At 69.3% G+C, this 17,463-nt stretch carries 18 protein-coding genes and 1 pseudogene; 12 read left to right on the forward strand and 7 right to left on the reverse strand.

Features of this window, described 5'->3' with window-relative positions:
- Window positions 1-32 precede the first annotated feature (32 nt).
- Window positions 33-434, forward strand: a pseudogene (locus ABD371_RS05450) (ADP-ribosylglycohydrolase family protein); the annotation flags it as partial.
- 38 nt (window positions 435-472) lie between these two features.
- Here ABD371_RS05450 and ABD371_RS05455 read toward each other — a convergent pair.
- Window positions 473-868, reverse strand: a complete 396-nt coding sequence (locus ABD371_RS05455) for an SgcJ/EcaC family oxidoreductase (protein ID WP_344473335.1) — start codon at window positions 866-868, stop codon at window positions 473-475.
- Window positions 869-1,111: 243 nt separating this feature from the next.
- On the opposite strand from ABD371_RS05455, the gene ABD371_RS05460 reads away from it, so the two are divergent.
- A complete protein-coding gene (locus ABD371_RS05460) occupies window positions 1,112-1,453 on the forward strand; it encodes a hypothetical protein (protein WP_344473337.1) in 342 nt (113 codons plus the stop codon).
- A 2-nt stretch (window positions 1,454-1,455) separates the two neighbouring features.
- Here ABD371_RS05460 and ABD371_RS05465 read toward each other — a convergent pair whose 3' ends face one another.
- The gene (locus tag ABD371_RS05465) at window positions 1,456-2,424 is read right to left on the reverse strand and encodes a hypothetical protein (RefSeq protein ID WP_344473339.1); all 969 of its coding nucleotides are present in this window, start codon (window positions 2,422-2,424) and stop codon (window positions 1,456-1,458) included.
- 452 nt (window positions 2,425-2,876) lie between these two features.
- Between ABD371_RS05465 and ABD371_RS05470 the strand changes: the two genes are divergently transcribed.
- The 5 genes from ABD371_RS05470 to ABD371_RS05490 all read left to right on the forward strand — a co-directional run bounded on the left by ABD371_RS05470 (window position 2,877) and on the right by ABD371_RS05490 (window position 7,225).
- The gene (locus ABD371_RS05470; RefSeq protein WP_344473341.1) at window positions 2,877-3,518 is read left to right on the forward strand and encodes a DUF1326 domain-containing protein; all 642 of its coding nucleotides are present in this window, start codon (window positions 2,877-2,879) and stop codon (window positions 3,516-3,518) included.
- A 39-nt stretch (window positions 3,519-3,557) separates the two neighbouring features.
- Window positions 3,558-3,695 (forward strand): hypothetical protein, encoded by a 138-nt coding sequence (locus ABD371_RS05475; RefSeq protein ID WP_344473343.1) that lies wholly within the window; start codon window positions 3,558-3,560, stop codon window positions 3,693-3,695.
- Window positions 3,677-4,090, forward strand: coding sequence for a hypothetical protein (locus ABD371_RS05480; protein WP_344473345.1), 414 nt, complete (start codon window positions 3,677-3,679; stop codon window positions 4,088-4,090). Before ABD371_RS05475 ends, ABD371_RS05480 begins: the two co-directional genes overlap by 19 nt.
- Before the next feature lie 88 nt (window positions 4,091-4,178).
- Window positions 4,179-5,630: a S28 family serine protease gene (locus tag ABD371_RS05485; RefSeq protein ID WP_344473347.1), complete on the forward strand. Its 1,452-nt coding sequence runs from the start codon at window positions 4,179-4,181 to the stop codon at window positions 5,628-5,630.
- 170 nt (window positions 5,631-5,800) lie between these two features.
- A complete protein-coding gene (locus tag ABD371_RS05490; RefSeq protein WP_344473349.1) occupies window positions 5,801-7,225 on the forward strand; it encodes a S28 family serine protease in 1,425 nt (474 codons plus the stop codon).
- Here the strand turns inward: ABD371_RS05490 and ABD371_RS05495 are convergent.
- Window positions 7,207-8,235 (reverse strand): hypothetical protein, encoded by a 1,029-nt coding sequence (locus ABD371_RS05495; RefSeq protein WP_344473351.1) that lies wholly within the window; start codon window positions 8,233-8,235, stop codon window positions 7,207-7,209. The two genes, ABD371_RS05490 and ABD371_RS05495, sit on opposite strands and share 19 nt — an antisense overlap.
- On the opposite strand from ABD371_RS05495, the gene ABD371_RS05500 reads away from it, so the two are divergent.
- Complete coding sequence (locus tag ABD371_RS05500; protein WP_344473353.1) at window positions 8,234-8,392, forward strand: hypothetical protein; 159 nt, start codon at window positions 8,234-8,236, stop codon at window positions 8,390-8,392. The genes ABD371_RS05495 and ABD371_RS05500 overlap by 2 nt on opposite strands.
- A gap of 182 nt (window positions 8,393-8,574) precedes the next feature.
- A complete protein-coding gene (locus ABD371_RS05505; RefSeq protein WP_344473355.1) occupies window positions 8,575-8,838 on the forward strand; it encodes a hypothetical protein in 264 nt (87 codons plus the stop codon).
- Window positions 8,839-8,853: 15 nt separating this feature from the next.
- Here the strand turns inward: ABD371_RS05505 and ABD371_RS05510 are convergent, their stop codons facing one another.
- Window positions 8,854-9,393 carry a DUF6584 family protein gene (locus ABD371_RS05510; protein ID WP_344473357.1) on the reverse strand — a complete coding sequence of 180 codons (540 nt, stop codon included), beginning with the start codon at window positions 9,391-9,393 and terminating at the stop codon, window positions 8,854-8,856.
- Between the two features lie 96 nt (window positions 9,394-9,489).
- Here ABD371_RS05510 and ABD371_RS05515 point away from each other — a divergent pair, with 96 nt between their 5' ends.
- Window positions 9,490-9,882, forward strand: coding sequence for a RidA family protein (locus ABD371_RS05515; RefSeq protein WP_344473359.1), 393 nt, complete (start codon window positions 9,490-9,492; stop codon window positions 9,880-9,882).
- Window positions 9,883-9,901: 19 nt separating this feature from the next.
- Here the strand turns inward: ABD371_RS05515 and ABD371_RS05520 are convergent, their stop codons facing one another.
- The gene (locus tag ABD371_RS05520) at window positions 9,902-12,115 is read right to left on the reverse strand and encodes a hypothetical protein (RefSeq protein ID WP_344473361.1); all 2,214 of its coding nucleotides are present in this window, start codon (window positions 12,113-12,115) and stop codon (window positions 9,902-9,904) included.
- A gap of 161 nt (window positions 12,116-12,276) precedes the next feature.
- Between ABD371_RS05520 and ABD371_RS05525 the strand changes: the two genes are divergently transcribed.
- Both ABD371_RS05525 and ABD371_RS05530 read left to right on the forward strand, forming a co-directional pair.
- Window positions 12,277-13,743, forward strand: a complete 1,467-nt coding sequence (locus ABD371_RS05525; protein ID WP_344473363.1) for a M14 family zinc carboxypeptidase — start codon at window positions 12,277-12,279, stop codon at window positions 13,741-13,743.
- Between the two features lie 61 nt (window positions 13,744-13,804).
- Window positions 13,805-14,428, forward strand: coding sequence for a TetR/AcrR family transcriptional regulator (locus tag ABD371_RS05530; RefSeq protein WP_344473365.1), 624 nt, complete (start codon window positions 13,805-13,807; stop codon window positions 14,426-14,428).
- An 18-nt stretch (window positions 14,429-14,446) separates the two neighbouring features.
- Here ABD371_RS05530 and ABD371_RS05535 read toward each other — a convergent pair whose 3' ends face one another.
- Both ABD371_RS05535 and leuA read right to left on the reverse strand, forming a co-directional pair.
- Entirely contained in the window at window positions 14,447-15,142 is a 696-nt protein-coding gene (locus ABD371_RS05535; RefSeq protein WP_344473367.1) for a TerB family tellurite resistance protein, read from the reverse strand.
- 256 nt (window positions 15,143-15,398) lie between these two features.
- Window positions 15,399-17,168: a 2-isopropylmalate synthase gene (leuA, locus tag ABD371_RS05540; RefSeq protein ID WP_344473369.1), complete on the reverse strand. Its 1,770-nt coding sequence runs from the start codon at window positions 17,166-17,168 to the stop codon at window positions 15,399-15,401.
- Window positions 17,169-17,463 lie beyond the last annotated feature (295 nt).

Consider the following 17,463-nt stretch of genomic DNA (forward strand, 5'->3'; position numbering starts at 1 on the left):
CCGCGACGAGTCGGGCCCTCCGCACGGAGCGGGCCGCCGCGACCCACTTCCGGATCAACCGGCGGGCGGCCGGCAACGGGTCCTTGATGCGGGCGTCGACCTCCGCCGTGCACTTCGCGCGGGCCGGGCAGTCGGCCACGATGGACGCCGCCCGGCGTATCTCCGCCCTCACCCACGGCGATCCCGCCGCCGGGGAGGGCACGGCCGTCTTCCACGAACTCGTACGCCGCGCCCTGCCGGTCAGCGACCCGCGCCTCGCCGTCCCCGAGGTGCTGGATCTCGTACATCCCGAGCACCGTCGGCGGTACGCCACGGTCCTCGCCGCCGACTGGCATCCGGACAGGGCGACCGAGTTCAACGGTGCCGTCTGGCCCTGCCTGGGGTCGGCGGTCTGGGCCCTGCGCAGTACGACCGGTTTCGAGGAGGCGATTCGCGGGGCGGCTGGAATCTCCGCGCGCGTGATCACCCGGTTCTATTCAGCCTGCACCACTCCGGTGTTCTGGCAGGCGTGCAGCAGCCATCTCCCATCCTCCTGCTTCGTCATGATGTACAGCGGAGCGCCTTCCGTTTCGCCCTCCGGCGAGCGGTAGAGCTGTCGGACCTTGACGGCCGCCACATCGGGCCGGAGGAATTGCGTGTGCACGACCTTGTAGGTGATCTCGCCGTCCCAACTGGCCGTCGGCAGCACGGAGCGGGTGAATTCGGCGATCGTGTCGAAGCCGATCAGGACTTTGCCGTGGCCGGTGGTCCAGAGGGCGTCGGGGTGGAAGAGGGCGAGGAAGCCCTCGGTGTCTTTGGCGCGCTGGGTGCGCTCGACCGTGGCGACGACCTGCTCGATGGCCTTGATGTCCGTGGTTTTGGTGTCCATGCGGACCACTCTGCGACCTCAAGCGAGCTTGAGGTCAAGGGTCGGCCGTGAGAACGCTACGTCGGCCGGGCAACGGCCGAACCGGTGAACCCGGGACCATGTCCACCCGCCCTGACCAGCCGGTCGGTCACTTCGGCGCGGCGGGCGGGGGAATCTCACCGCATGCGCTGCCCGGACATGTGCACTACGACTTAGCCATATGTTGTGCGACACGGGAGCGCGGGAGCGCGCGAGAGGACCAACATGACGAATGCGGCCTTCGCCAAGCTTTTGTTTCTGGAGGCGAAAAGGGTTCAGGACCCGGATGGCGCGGACGAGATCCTCGTCGGCAGGGGTGACGGGGGCGTCTTCGAGAAGATCCGGTTGAGCGAGGGGGAGTTCTTCGAATTCGACGAGCGGTTCGTTCCGTTCGTCAATCAGGCGCCGATCGACATCGTTCTGCATGAAGTGAACGAGGCGACCGGCCAGGTCAATTTCATCGGCGGGGCGAAGATCATCCCCTCCGAGGTGGGTCTCGGGGAACGGACGCAGGCGATCGGCGCGCTGTCGCTGTCCCTGTACGAGCTGACGTACAAGGTGCTGTGACCTCAGAGGGTTTCCCGGGCAGCCGTCGCCCTGCGGGCGTGCCGGAACACGGCGGTGACGGCCGCCGCCGCGGCGACGGTCAGGACGAGGTACGCGGTGGCGGTTCGCGCGTCGGGGGCGGTGAAGGGCTGGGCGCGGCGGGCCTGCCAGGTGAGGAGGGCGATCAGGCCGAGGAAGAACGCGGCGGCGATCCAGACCAGGGCGGTGCGGTGGCGTTGGCCGAGCACGCGGGGGCCGAGGGTGAGGAGCAGCCCGAGGAGGCAGAGGGCCTGGAGGGAGTGGGTGCCGACGAAGTGGGGGACGCGCAGATCACCGGCGGCGGTGCTGAAGTTGGTGACGGGCAGGCCGGGGCCGCCGTCGGGCAGTCCGACGGTGTGCGCGCCGATGATCGGCATGCCCTGGCCGAGGTCGGCGGCGGCCTCCTGGGCCGCGTTGGGGGTGACCATCAGGGCCCCGGTCGCCATGCCCATGACCGCGAGGACGAGACCCAGGCGCAGCGCCCAGGCCAGCGCGGGCGGTTCGACGCGCTGCCGCAGGAGCAGGCCGAGGGTGAGCACGGCCATCAGACCGACCACGACGATGATCGTCAGCATGGTCACCAGCAGCGCGGTGGAGGCGGAGCTGCTGTGGTTGAAGTGGCTCGTCCTTCCGGCCATCGCCGATCCGGCGACCCAAAGGACTTCGGCGACCACGCCGGTCGCGGTGGCCCAGGAGATCACCCGTACCAGCCGGGAGTGACCCCGTACAAAGGTCAGCAGCCACAGCAGCGTGACGGCATAGAGGGCGAAGGAGAATCCGAACCGGGCCGGTTTCGCCCAGGTGGGCTGCCCGGTGAGTTCCCCCGGGTCCACGATCAGCCCCACCAGGGTCGCCAGGGTGATCAGGAGCAGGACGATCGCGGCCCCGGCCAGCGGCGGATTGGCCGCCCAGGCGCGCCGCGGCAGCGCGCGGGGGGCGTACGCCTCCGACACGGCCGGCTCCCTTCCACGGCTCGGACGACCTCCCCGCATGGTGGGAGCCGGGCCGCGCGTTCGAGCGACCGCAATGCCGTGGCGTCGCCCGCGCGGGCTCGGCAGTCGGCGCAACCGTCCCTCGTACGGCGGCGAGGGCTCCCGCGCGGCCGGCCGCGTCCCATGACGTCGACGACCGGAGCCGTACTGGTGACCCGTGGCGGCGAGATCGCGCACGAGGCGTACACCGGCACTGGCACTGGCACCACCTTGGGTCCGGAACCGTGGACGGGATTCCGTCCCTGACGGACCGGCCGGCCGACCTGCTCCCGGGCCGTGCCCACCCCTACCCGTCCGACCGCGCGCATCACCCAACCAGATACCCCCCATGGGTATTTGACGCAATGACGGACGCCGGGCTACCGTTCCGGCAGACGCATACCCCTCCGGGGTATGAAGAAAGGGGAACGGTGATGAGCGAGACCAACTGGCACCTCAAGGGCGAGTGGTTCGACGTGTGCAGCTGCTCGATGCCCTGTCCTTGTACCTTCGCGCAGGCTCCGACGGACGGCGGCTGCCTGTTCACGCTCGTGTGGCAGATCCATGAGGGGCACTTCGGGGATGTGCGCCTGGACGGCCTGGGCATCGTGGCGCTCGGGGAGTTCGCCGGGAACATGTGGGTGGGGGACCCCGACGCCACGATGAAGGCGATGTTCTACATAGACGAGAAGGGGACCCAGGAGCAGCGGGACGCGCTGGAGGAGATCTTCCGGGGGAACGTCGGCGGGTGGCCGGGGAAGTTCGGCTCGCTGATCACTGAGGTGCGGGAGGTGGCGTACGCGCCGATCCGTTTCGACGCCGCGTCGGATCTCGCGTACTGGCGGGCGACCGTCTCCGACAAGGTGAGCGTGGGCGCGAAGGCGCTGACCGGGCCGACGGCGGACCCCACGCGCCGGGTGCAGCTGATCAACGCGCCGGGGGCGGAGGTGGGGCCGGGGCAGGTGGCGACCTGGGGTGTGGTGAGCGAGGACCGCGCCGAGGGCTTTGACTTCTCGCGCGCATACCGGGGCGGGTCGAGCAAGCACTTCCCGTTCGACTGGCGGCCGGAGGCGTAACGGCTTCTCGCCCTGGCGAGGGGCTGGTACGAGACGGGGGTGCCGAGGGCCGCCACGACGGTCCGGGTCCAGGACGGCGAGTACGACTGGGTCGACGAGGTCGCCCTCGGCGGAAGGACGGTACGGGCCGGGCACGGTGCCGTCCTGACCTCGCTGGAGTGGGCCTTCGCATCCTGACGCCCGTCGACGAACTGACCGCCCGCGCCGTGCGGCGGCAGGACGAGGACCATGTGGACTGGTCGGCGACCCGCTGGACCCTCACCGGACGTCGCGGCTTCGAGACCTGGTCGTCCGTGGTGGCTCATCGCCACCACCCCTCCCCGGCACACCGCCGCTTCGTGGCGGACTACCTGTGGACCCGCGCGGTGACCGGCGGTGACCCCCGCCTCGCGAAGGTCACCCGGGCGCTGCTCCCGCCGGCGAAGGGGCCGGACGTCGAACTGCGGGGCGCGGTCGCGGCGGCGCCAGCCGCGCCACCGGGTCAACGCGCTCAGGGAGTGGCAGCGGCGGCAGAGGGAAGCGGCCACCGGCTGAAGCAGCGCGCCATCCCGCCCTGTCCAGAGGTTTGTTGAGTTGCCCATGTCACACACCCGGCTCTCAACCATCCGGCGCGTTCCGCCGTCCCCCCGGTCGTAGATGCATCCATGGGGAGGACAGCGCATGCGCAGAACGCTCACGGGAATGGTGTCCCTGGCCCTGCTGACGGGCACGGTGACAGCGGCCGGGGCCCACGCGGCCGAGGTGCCGGAGCGGCCCGTCGGGAACCAGGCGAAGGCGGCGGACATCAAGAGCCGGCTGCTGGCGATACCGGGGATCAAGTTCATCAGCGAGGAGAAGGTCGGCAAGCACCGCTTCTTCACGCTCAGCTACGCACAGCCGATCGACCACAAGAACCCGCGCAAGGGCACCTTCCGGCAGCAGTTCACCCTGCTGCACAAGGACACCAGCCGCCCCACGGTCTTCCACACCTCCGGCTACTTCCTGTGGCCCAACCCGGAGCGCTCGGAGCCGGCGCAGATCATCGACGGCAATGAGGTCTCGCTGGAGCACCGCTTCTTCCCGCCGTCGCGGCCGAAGCCCGCCGACTGGTCGAAGCTCACCATCCGGCAGGCGGCCGACGACCAGCACCGGCTGTTCACCGCGCTGAAGAAGATCTACACCAAGAAGTGGATCTCCACGGGGGCCTCGAAGGGCGGCATGACCGCTTCGTACTACGAGCGCTTCCACCCCAAGGACATGGACGGTGTGGTCGCGTACGTCGCGCCCAACGACGTGAACGACAAGGAGGACTCGGCGTACGACAAGTTCTTCGACACGGTCGGCACCAAGAAGTGCCGGGACCGGCTGAAGGGCATCCAGCGCGAGGCGCTGGTCCGCCGGGGTCCGATGGAGAAGCGCCTCGCCGCCACGGCGGCCGAGACCGGCGCGACCTTCAAGACGGTGGGCTCGCTGGCCAAGGCGTACGAGGGTGCGATCCTCGGCATGCCCTGGGGCTTCTGGCAGTACTCGGGTGTCGAGGCGTGCGACGCGATCCCCGCCTCGCCGAAGAAGCTGAGCGACGACCGGCTCTACGCCGAGCTGCTGGAGCTGGGCGGGGTCGACGGGTCCAGCGACGCGAACCTCGAACCGTTCACGCCGTACTACTACCAGGCCGGCACCGAGCTGGGCGCGCCGATGCTCACGGTGCCCAAGCACCTGAAGGACCTAGCGCGTTACAAGGACCTGCCGCCGCGCTCGTACGTTCCGCGCGACATCCCGATGACGTTCAAGCCGAAGGCGATGGCGGACATCGGCGGCTGGGTGCGGGACAACGCCCGGCAGATGCTCTTCGTCAACGGCTCGTACGACCCGTGGAGCGCGGAGCCGTTCCGCCTCGGCAAGGGCGCGAAGGACAGTTACGTCTTCACCGTGCCCAAGGCCAACCACGGCGCGGATGTGGCCGGGCTGCCCCAGAAGGAGCGGACGCTCTCCATCGCGAAGATCCAGAAGTGGGCCGGGGTCGCGCCCGGGTCCGTGCTGAAGGACCCGTCGAAGGCGAAGCCGCTGGGCGCGTTCAGCCCTGAGCTGGACCGCAGGGACGGTCAGCGGGACCGGGTGCTGCGGCTTCCGTAGGCATCACCCCGAGCGGGTGGGCGGGTCGGTGGGAAGGGGTCCCGGAAGGGGCCGCTTCGAGCCGACCCGCCCTTCTTTTCAGGCCGGTTGACCTTCCCGGCCGCAGGTCTTCTCAACTCGGGCGCGTACGCCGACGTCCGTAGGTGCGTACATCCACCACGAGGAGACACATGCGCAAGACGCTGACCGGACTCGTGTCCCTGGCCGTGCTGGCGGGCACCGTGACAGCGGCCGGGGCCCACACGGCCGGCATCGAAGATCCCGCCGCCCCGACGGGCGCCTCCGCGAGCGCCTCCGCGAGCACCTCCGCGAGCGGCGACATCCTGGCCCGGGTGCTGGCGATTCCGGGGATGCGGCTGATCGAGGAACAGCCCGCGCCCCACCACCGGTTCCTCATCCTCGGCTTCACCCAGCCCGTCGACCACCGGAACCCGGACGCGGGCGTCTTCGAGCAGCGGTTCTCCCTGCTCCACAAGGACACCGGCCGCCCCACCGTCTTCCACACCTCCGGCTACGAGCTGATGGAGGGTCCCGTAACGGCCGAGCCGACGGAGATCGTCGACGGCAATCAGATCTCGCTGGAGCACCGCTTCTCCCCGCCGTCCATGCCACAGCCCGCCGACTGGTCGAAACTCACCATCCGGCAGGCCGCCGACGACCAGCACCGGCTGTTCACCGCGCTGAAGAAGATCTACACCAAGAAGTGGATCGCCACCGGCAACTCCAAGGGAGGGATGACGGCGACCTTCTACGAGCGCTTCCACCCCGACGACATGGACGGTGTGGTCGCCTATGTCGCCCCCAACGACGTCGACAACGACGAGGACTCCGCGTACGACCGGTTCTTCGAGCGGGTCGGCACCGCCGAGCAGCGCGCGGGGCTGCGGGCCCTGGAGCGGGAGGGGCTGATCAGACGGGAGGCGATGGAACGGCGGCTGGCGGCCGACGCGACGGCCGAGGGGCTGACCTTCACCGCCGTGGGTTCCCTGGGCAAGGCGTACGAGGCCGTGGTGCGGGAGATGTCCTGGAACTACTGGGCCGCTCCCCCGGCGGGCGGCCGTCCCGCGCTCCCCGACCCGGCGGCCCTCACGGACCAGCAGCTGTACGACACGCTCAACGGCATCGTGAAGCTCAGCGTGTTCGCCGACCAGAACTTCGCCGACTTCGCGTACGAGTACCAGGCCGGGACCGAGCTGGGCTCCCCCACGCGGCGGACGCCCGCGCATCTCAAGGGGCTGACCCGGTATCCGCACCAGCAGCCGCGCACCTTCGTGCCGCGCGAGATCCCGATGACGTTCAAGCCGAAGGCCATGGCGGACGTCGACCGCTGGGTGCGCGACAGCGCCCGGCGGATGCTCTTCGTGAACGGCGCGTACGACCCCTGGAGCGCGGAGCCGTACCGCCTCGGCAGGGGCGCGAGGGACAGCGCGGTGCTGACGGCCCCCGGCGCGGACCACTACGCCCACATCAGGGATCTCAACGAGCGGGACAAGGCGCTGGCCACCGCGAAGCTCCTGCGGTGGGCCGGGGTCGCGCCCGGTGCGAAGCGGGTCGCACCGGACGCCCCCGGGGCGGGTCAGAACTTGCCGCGGTAGCCGGTGAGGTCGGCCTCCGAGCAGGTCGCCTTGCCGATCAGGCACGTGACGGAGGCGTACCCGCGCTGGTAGACGTTGGTGACCTTGCCGCCGTTGTAGAGGTAGATGTGGTGGTTGGGCATCAGACGGTGCTTCCCGGAGCGGATGGTCCAGTTCCCGCCCTTCGTCATATTGATGGTGAAGGCACCGTCGATTCCGCCCTTGACGCCCAGAATTCCGCTGCAGAAGGGGTTCTGGGCAAGCATCTTCATACGGATGTCGACGCTGCTGCCGGTGCTGCCGAGCTTCTTCGCTTCCATTTTCTTGTCGGTGGCGGTCTTGGTCGCCACCTTCTTTCCATTGCTCTTCTTGTAGACGGTCGTCGCACCCATCGACTTATTGCCGACGACCTTCTTGTTGCTCCAGGTGACGGTCGCGTGGAGAGCGGACCGGTACTTGCTCGACTTCCAGTCGTATCCGCGTCCGTCGCCGCCGAACTGGTAGCCCTTCTTGTACGAGCAGCCGGCCGGCGGCGCGTCGATCTTCTTCTGCGGAATGAAGGTGATCCAGGAGAGCGTGGTCGTCTTCGCCGCCGCCGCCAGCGCCACCCGCTCGGTGGCCGCCCGGCGGAGCCCGTCACGGGAACTCGACTCGGGGACAGTCGCCTTGACTCCCCAGAGGCGGGCCTCGGGGTGACCCCCCTTCGGCAGTACGGGGGCCACCTGATAGTCGTACTCGGCGCCCTTCACGACGTTCGTGTCGCGGAACGCGGACACACCGGCGGAGAGAACGGCCACCTCACGCCCGTCCCGCGTCACCGCGTACCGTGCGTCCGGCGCGTACGCGCGCCACGACAGATCGACGAACGAACCGCCGTACGAAACCGCGATTCCCTGTCCCAGACTGGAGCGGTCGACCACGGCCCGCTCGCCCGACTTCGCCTGCTCCACAGCGAAGTCGGTCCCCTTCGGCGCACCGGCGCCCGCGCCGCGCGCGGCGGACGAATCCAGCTTCCGGGTCTCCCCGTTCATGATCGCCGAAAGGGAGAACGCCACCGAATCGGCGTTCTTTTCGACATCGGCCGCCGAGGCCGCCGGAGCGATTCCCGACGTCATCATTACCGCCGGAGCGATCACCAGGGCCGATATCTTCGCCGCTGAAAAACTCTTCATTTGTTTCCCCCCATGATTACTGTCGTTCAGTCCCGTCAGCATGGCCCCGCAGTAAGCGGAAGGGGGCCCAGCGGCCGGAACAGACGGGGATGCTAACATGATCGCCGGAGTGGCGATCATGTCACCCAACTGTAATTTTCACCTCGCACACAGGGCTTTACATGCAGGGTGAACATGGATTAATACAGGGGTTTCGCCATGACCAACAAAGCGGCAGACGGTCCCGCCAGTCTCTACGGAGGCGTCTCCCTCGGACTGGGCGTCGTCGGCCTCGTCTGCCTGGCCCTCTACACCTTCGGCGTGGCCCCGCTCGCCTTCGTCCTGGGCCCGCTGGCCGTCACCTTCGGAATCCTCGGACTGGTCAGCAGGATCAACCGGGCCAAGTCGGCGGCCGGGCTGCTCGCCGGGCTCGTCCCCACGGCGCTGCTGCTTCTGCTGCCGTTCGGCGTGGCACCTCTCTAGGGCGCCGCGATCCGGTCAGCCGAAGAGGGCGACGAGTCCGTTCACCCAGATCGCGAGGACCACGAGGCTCCCCACCAGGCAGCCGGCGCCCGTCAGTACATCTCTGACCGTCCACGGCGCGGGGGCCGGGTCCTCGCGCTCCTCCTCCAGGTCGTCCCGGTAGGAGTCGGGGTCGTCCCACGCGACACGAAGCCCCAACTGCTCGGCGCAGGCGGTCCGCACCGCGATCAGCCGCTCCTCCGCGAAGGAGTCGGCGGCCGCGGCCTCGGGGCCGCGCCAGGCGAGGGCCTTCATCCGTGACCGGGGAGTCCCGTACCGCGCCTCGAAGGCGGCGGTCTCGTCGGCATCGCGGTCGTCGCGGTCCTCTTCGAGGTACATCCAGCGTCCTGCCTCGGCGGCATCGCCGTAGAGCCGGTACACCTCGGCCAGACGCCGGCGGAGCGTCAGGTCGTGCGGGAAGGACGAGACGAGACCGCGCAAACGCTGGCGCGCGACGGGAACCCGGCCGGCCGCCAGGTCCGCATCGACTCGGGCAAGGGTCTCTCTCAGAGGCATGAACGCATGATCGGGTACCGCACCGATCCGCGTCGACCCGGTTTTCCGCTCAGCGCCCACCCGCTCTCACGCGCGGCGGTCTGAGAGCATGATGCGATGGATCACACTCGGCAGACGGTCAGTTCCGGTTCGCCGCTCGAACCCCGCATCGGTTTTTCCCGGGCGGTCCGCAAAGGAGCCCATGTCGCGGTCGCCGGAACCGCCCCCATCGGGGACGACGGGACGACCGTGGGGCGAGGGGACGTCCACGCCCAGACCGTGAGGTGTCTGGACATCGCGGAGGCCGTGCTCAAAGCGACCGGCGCGTCGCTGGAGGACGTCGTACGGACCCGCGTCATGCTCACCGACGTGACGCGCTGGGAAGAAGCCGCGCGGGCCCACGGGGAACGGTTCGCGGCGGTCCGCCCGGTGACCACCTTCGTCGAGGTCTCACGCTTCATCGATCCGGACTGGCTCGTCGAGGTGGAGGTCGACGCCGTCCTCGGCTGACTCCCGAAAGCGCCGACGCCTAACCGTGCCTCAGCCTGGCGGCCATCGACTCGGCGACCGCCCTGAAGCCGTGCCGTACGCCGATGGACTCCACCTGGGCGACCAGCGCCGGGTCGCCGACCCGGATCGCGTGCTGGACCGCCTCGGCCAAGGACTCGCGGGTGACCATGTCCTTGAGGCTCGCCTTCCGGCCCACGCGGAGAGTGCGGCGGGTCCCGGCGCACTCCTTCTGGTAGTCGGCGAATGCGCTGCCGAGGTCGACGGTCAGGTTCTGCACATCGAGGGAGCCGGTCGGTTTCCACGACCGGCCCAGGCCGTCGGTCACCTCGGTCTCCAGGAAGAGCACGACATTGGCCGCTTCCGCGGGCAGGTCGAGTTCGAGCCGCTGATGGTCGCCGCGGACGGTGACGGGGAAGGTCCGCTGTTCGACGGTGCCGTGCAGCGGCGGCTCGGGCAGCCACACCAGGGAGGTGACCTCCAGGACGCCCGGCTCCAGCGGGTAGGTTTCGCCGCCGCCGACGGCGTCGCGGTACCCGTAGGTGTCCCGGTATCCGACGCGCAGGGTCCACGGACTGTAGGTGAAGGGCCCCGGCACGTAACGCGGTGAGAGCGCCAGCTCGACGGTGGCGTGCAGGGTGTGACGGTCGTACTCGAAGGAGACACTGCCGGCCGTCGGTCTGTCGACGGCCATCACCACCCCGATGATCGGCCGGCACTCCAGCCACACCTGGCCGGTGGCGAGCGCCTCCGGCTCCTCCTCCTGGGTCAGCCTGCCGGTGATGTGCACGTCCGGGAAGAACGGGCGCGGGTCCTCGACGTACACCGTCCAGTAGCCGTCGAGCCGCATCAGGGCCGGAGTGACGGTGAGGGTGCTGAAGGACATGCCGCGCGGCAGACCGGCCAGGCTGGGGCCCTGCTCGGCGAGTTCTTCGGGGTCGAGGGAGAGGTGCTCGGCGGTCAGCAGGGAGTCCGCGATCTCGTTGGCCACGGCGGAGAGCAGGATCGGGGCCAGCACTCCGGCGATCGGACCGGCCAGGATGTCGGTGAGAATGCCGGACGCCCACTCCAGCACGAACGGCAGCGAGACGTCCACATCCGGCTCGCCGACCTGGAAGTCGCTCAGTTCGACCCGGTTCTGCGAGACGACCGGCACCGCCGAGATCCCGACCCGGGCCCTCAGTCCAAAATTGTTCACCTCGCCGTGCGCGTGCAGCTCGCCGTTGATCCGGCCGTCGCCCAGCGAGAGTTCGATGCGGTCGATCAGTACGTCGAAGTCCGAGAACGGGTCGGGCACGTTGGGGACGTGCCGCACCAGGGCCCCGGTGCCGACCGGCGGCGGGGTGTTCGCCGCCAGCTCCTGCCGGCCCGCTTCGCTGTCCAGATACTCGCCGAGGAGGCGGGCGCCCTTCTTCTCGTCCTCGGGGGTGGCCGCCTTGCCGATGTACTCGGCGTAGTGGCGGTCGGCGACCATGGAGCGGACCATCGCGCGCACCGCGGGGTTGCGCACCGTCTGCTGGAAGCCCGGCGGGGTCAGCGCGCACAGCACCGTGCGGCGCAGCGGCAGCTCGTCGGGGGCGGCGGCGGCCTCGGTCGCCGGTCCGTAGTCGGCGAGCACCCGCAAGGTGTCGACGTCGGCGAAGTGGACGGTCGGCAGCGCGGAGACGGTGGTGAGCCGCTCGCTCGGCCGCCCTTCGGCGAGCGTCAGCGCGAACCCGGCCGGCAGCTGTCCGAGCTCGCGGAAGCGATCGGTCAGAGCCGCCTCGGCGGCGGCCACGACCTCCCAGCCGGCCAGCGGCTGGGCCGCCGTGTCGATCCGGGCGTCCGAGGCGGGATCCGGATCGAGCTTGACCACGCAGGAACCGAGATCGGCGCAGAGCTGCGCGAGCGATCCGCCGCCCTCCGCGTCGATCCGACGGAACATCAGCGTGAAGGAGACGTTCAGGGCACCGGCGAGCGGGGAGGCCGACCGGTCCGTGCCCCGCAGCTCGACCCAGCTCTCGTCGAAGGCGAGGTGCAGGACGGTGCGGTCGGTGCCGACCTCCGGCCACAGGTCCAGCGACCGCACGATGATCTGCCCGTGCAGGGTGCCGACGGGGCTCCCGCCGCTGAATTCGAGCGGGGAGGGCGGGTCGAGGATGTCGATCACCTTGCCGGACGCGTCGGCCTCGACCGGGATCAGTCTGCAGAGTTCCTTCAGCGCGGAGCGGGCGACCTGGAACACCATGCCGGTCATGGCGGCAGCCCTCCGATCAACGGACGAACAGGGCCTCCTTCCATGTAACCCCTGTCCGGCCCGCCCCGCGAGCGCCCGCATCGACCACCCTTGACTTCGATAACGTCATTATGTCAATAATGACGTTATCGAAGCTGGCCCCCTGACGGGAGTGCGCACCAATGGATGAGACGCCCAGGCCAAAAGACGCGAGTCGGCGCGCCTTTCTCCGCACCACGGGATCGATCGGCGCTGTCGCGGCCGTCGGCTCCTCCATCACCGGATTCACGGACAGTGCGGGATCAACGGGCGGCGAAAGAATCCGCACCGGGCCGCGTATCGGCGGACTCGACTGGGAGGCGGAGATCCCGGAGATACGCGGCTATCCCACACTGGGCGAGCTGCACCGCTCGATCGAGGGCGTCCGGCGGGAGCATCCGAGGAGGACGAAGCTGCGCACGGTGGGACGGTCCAGGGGCGGGCGGGAGATTCTGCTGCTCTCCGTCGGCGAGGGGCGGAACAACGCACTGGTGCTCGGCGGTCCGCACCCGAATGAGCCCACCGGATTCCTGACGGTGCTTCATCTGGCACGGCTGGCGGCCGAACACCCCGAGCTGGCCGAGGGGCTCGATGTGACCTGGCACATCGTGCCGTGCATGGACCCGGACGCGATGCGTCTGGGCGAAGGATGGTACGGCGGCCCGCACACGATCGAGAATTACTACGGAAAGTTCTACCGCCCCGCCTTCCGGAATCAGGTGGAATGGAATTTCCCCGTCGAGGGCGGATTCAACAGCCCGCTCCCGGAGACACGACATCTGATGGCGGTCATCGACGAGCTGAAACCGAAGCTCGTCTACACGCTGCACAGCTCGGACTTCACGGGCTTTCATTTCATGATGAACCGCGATGTGCCGGAGCTGGTGTCAGGCGTCGAACGGGCCATCGCCCGGCGCGGTCTCCCCTTCCACGCCGCCCCGACGGACGGCGGGGCGACACCTCTCGGCCCGGGGGCCTATCTCCTGCTCCCGCGTGTGGAGCCGGTCCCCGGCGAGCAGATGACGCCGGGGGCGTCCAGCATCCAGTACGCCGAGCGGCACGGAGCGCTGGGCATCCTGCCGGAGACGGCCATGTGGCACTCGCCCGCGTTCGAGGACACACGCGGCAGCGGCCACCGCCTTCCCGAGCTGCTCGGCCGGGCGGCGGACGGGCTCGAACGCGACGGGGAGATGCTGGCGGACACGGTCCGGCGGACGAGTGACCGTTTCCCGGCGCTTTCCCCGCACTTCGCCGCGGTGACCGAAGGCCGGGAATTGATCGGGCGATTCACGCGGGCCTACCGCCGGTCGGCGACCGATCCGGCCCAGGACCGCGAGGCGACGGTGGCCGAGCGATTCGATCTCCTCTGGATGGGCCACACCCTCACCCTTCGCCCCGCCGGCATGCTCCTCCAGCTGTTGGACGGAATCGACCTAGACGGAATCGGCGACGACGCTCCGGACGTCCGGCGCGCACGGAAGCGGCTGAGGCAGTGGTTCGTCCGCCGGTGTTCGCACATGCGGCGAGACTTCCCCGGCCGTCATCTCGATCCGCGCGATCTGACCGCGCTCCAACTCGACGTGGCGTTCACCGCGGCCCGGTCCCTGTAATCTCGGCGCGGGCACCACACCGGTGACACCTCCACAGGGTGTTCGGACAGCAGGGAATCTCATGCGCCGCAATCGCGCCGAGCAGCGGGAGTTCAACCGTCGCGCGCTCCTGGCATCGGCTCGGCACCTCATCGCGACCCAGGGGACGAATGTCTCCGTCGACGCCATCGCCGAGGCGGCCGGTCTGACCACAGGCGCCGTCTACTCCATTTTCGGGAGCAAGCGCGATCTGATCCTCGCGGTCATCGAGGAGGGCGTCCACGAGTATCTCGAAGACATCGAGCGGCTCCGGGAGAGCGAGGAAGCCCTTCCCGGTCTCCTCGATCTGTACGCCCGCCGGGTCGCCGCCGGGCTCGACGGCGATTTCCGTGAGGAGGCCCGGTTCGAAGTCCTGCTGGTGCTGCTCTGCCTGGACGATGAATTCTTCCGTGAGCAGTCCCTGCGCCTCCAGCACAGGCAACGGGACGCCCTGGCCGGTCTCTTCACCGGCCGCGCCGTCTCGGACGGTCCCTCGCCGCGGCGCGTCAGCAGTAGCGAGGCAGCTCTGATCGCCTCTTCGCTCCTGGCCCTCACCAGTGGTTTCCTGCTGCGCGGGGTCCTGGACGACCAGGTGCGGCGGGACACCATGGCCCGCGCCTGTGCGGCCCTCGCCCATCTCGTCGACGACGGGACCGCCGCCCACTGAGCGGTGCGAGAGCCCAGGTCAGGGCGAGGGCGTGCGGGCGGTCGAGAGAAGGCGGTCGGTGTCGGCCGGGAGGAATTGGAGGGCCGCGCCCACCGTGGCGAGGACTTCGCGTTCGGCGGGGGTGTAGGGGGCGTCCGCGAGGGCGATACGGGCGCCCTGGAGGAGGATGGACTCCCGGCCCGCCGGGGCCAGGTGCGGAGCGAGGGGCTCCAGTGCCTCGTGCAGCTCGATGGCGAGGGCCGCGCCGTAGGGGCCCGCGTCGGTGACGAAGCGGCCGGTGTCGGCGGCGAGTGCCTCGATGAGGCCGGTGAGCTGGTCCTCGGTGCAGTCGTGGAGGCCGGCCGCGCGGACGGTGGCGACGGCGGTCTCCCTGACCTGGCGGGAGGCGGTGCCGCCGGAGGCGAGCACCGCGAGGGTCACGGTGTGCACGGCGTCCCGGAGCATCGCGGAGAAGCGGGCGGTGGTGGGGTGGTCGAGGGCGTCCATGCCGAAGTGGCCGTGGCAGGAGGCGCATTCGACCACCGGGCCGGCGGCGCCGCGCGGCAGCAGCGGAACACCGAGGAGGGTGAAGCGGCGACGGCCGGTCCGGCGGCGGTAGTTGCGGTCGCCGCCGCAGTCCGGGCAGAAGAACTCGCCGTCCCCCACCGTGTTCCAGGATGTGTGAATGCCGCAGACCAGCAGCTTTCGGCCAAACAAACCCCGGCCTGCGCGCACCGCGCACCTCCGTAACGCTCCGGCAACATTCCCGCGTTGACGTGATGTTAGCCACATGACGAGGGTGCCGTCAGCACTCGGGCGACAGGACATCGGCACATGGCCGATTACCCGCCATCCGGTCCACCGGCGAAATCCCCGCGAACCACACCCGGATTCCGGCTGTCGGCAGGGGAAACCCCCGGCGCCACGGGCCGTGCCCCTGGAACATCCACGGCTGGATGTGCCAGGGGCACGGCGTCGAAGAGAACCCGGTTCAGCGGCTGGCGCGGTTGACGGCGGAGACGACCGCCTTCAGAGATGCCCTGGTGGTGTTGGCATCGATACCGATCCCCCACAGCACCTTTCCGTCGATGGCGCACTCGATGTACGAGGCGGCCTGGGCCGACGCGCCCTCGCTCATGGTGTGCTCGGTGTAGTCCAGCAGCCGGGCGTCGACGCCCACCGCGCCCAGTGCGGCGAAGAAGGCGGAGATCGGACCGTTGCCGGAGCCCGACAGCACGGTTTCGACGCCGTCCACGACCGCTTCGACGGTCAGGGTGTCGATACCGTCCGTGTCGGTGGTCGACTGGCCCGAGCGCAGCTGGACCCGGCCCCATCGAGCCGCAGTGTTGTCCGGGTTGGGCAGGTACTCGTCCTGGAAGACCGACCAGATCGCGGCGGGGGTGACCTCGCCGCCCTCGGTGTCGGTCTTGACCTGGATGATCTTCGAGAACTCGATCTGCATCCGGCGGGGCAGGTCCAGCTTGTGGTCGTTCTTCAGGACGTACGCGATACCGCCCTTGCCCGACTGCGAGTTGACCCGGATGACCGCCTCGTAGGAGCGGCCGACGTCCTTGGGGTCGATGGGCAGGTACGGGACGTTCCACACCAGGTCGTCCACGGTCTTGCCGGCGGCCCGCGCCTCGGTCTCCATGGCGTCGAAGCCCTTCTTGATGGCGTCCTGGTGGGAGCCGGAGAAGGCGGTGTAGACCAGGTCGCCCGCGTAGGGGTGGCGCGGGTGGACCTCCATCTGGTTGCAGTACTCGCTGGTGCGGCGGATCTCGTCGATCTGCGAGAAGTCGATCTGCGGGTCGACGCCCTGGGAGAACAGGTTCATGCCCAGGGTGACCAGGTCGACGTTGCCGGTGCGCTCGCCCTGGCCGAAGAGGCAGCCCTCGATCCGGTCCGCGCCGGCCATGATCGCCAGCTCGGCGGCGGCGACGGCGGTGCCCCGGTCGTTGTGGGGGTGCACGGAGAGGCAGACGTACTCACGGCGGGACAGGTTGCGGCTCATCCACTCGAACCGGTCGGCGTGGGTGGAGGGCGTGGAGCGCTCCACGGTGGCCGGCAGATTCAGGATGATCTCACGGCCCGCCTCCGGCTGCCAGACGTCCATGACGCCCTCGCAGACCTCCAGGGCGAAGTCCAGCTCGGTGTCGGTGAAGATCTCGGGGCTGTACTGGTAGCCGAAGACCGTCTCCGGGCCCAGCAGCTTCTCGGCGTACTCGACGACCAGCCGGGTGCCGTCCACGGCGATCTGCTTGACCTGCTCGCGCGAGCCCCGGAAGACGACCCGGCGGAAGGTGGGCGCGGTCGCGTTGTACAGATGGACGGTGGCGCGGTGGGCTCCGCGCAGGGACTCCACGGTGCGCTCGATCAGCTCCTCGCGCGCCTGGGTCAGTACGGAGATCGTCACGTCCTCGGGGATCGCGCCGTCCTCGATGATGGAGCGGACGAAGGCGAAGTCGGTCTCGCCGGAGGAGGGGAAGCCGACCTCGATCTCCTTGTACCCCATGCGTACCAGCAGGTCGAACATCTCCCGCTTGCGGGCGGGGGACATGGGGTCGATCAGGGCCTGGTTGCCGTCGCGCAGATCGGTGGAGAGCCAGCGGGGGGCGACAGTGATCCGGTTGTCCGGCCAGGTGCGGTCGGCGATGTCGACGGCCTCGTACCGGCCGTACTTGTGGATCGGCATGCCGGACGGCTTCTGGGTGTGGGTCGCGTTGGTGACGGGCGTGGGGCGACCGACAGATGATTCAGACATATGCGCAGGGCTCCTCGGGGTCCAAAGGTGTGGACGGCCGACGATTTCGAAGCAGCACCAGATCCCGCGGGGAGGGAGTCGGCCTACGACTACAGGCCCTCGCCGCGGCAGCTAAGAAGAAGCAGCCCGAAACGCATGATGCGCGGCAGCCTAACCGAGGAATCCCCCGGTCCACCGTGTCGTATCACTATGCGGGATGCCGATTGTATTCGGCCAACCGGGATACTTCACTCCATTTCACTAATCATCGTGGCAACCAGTGACAGGAGAGTGACCCGGTGCCACATTGCCGCTC

Origin of the sequence: Streptomyces amakusaensis (assembly GCF_039532665.1) — a bacterium.
In the GTDB taxonomy this organism is placed as follows: domain Bacteria; phylum Actinomycetota; class Actinomycetes; order Streptomycetales; family Streptomycetaceae; genus Streptomyces; species Streptomyces amakusaensis.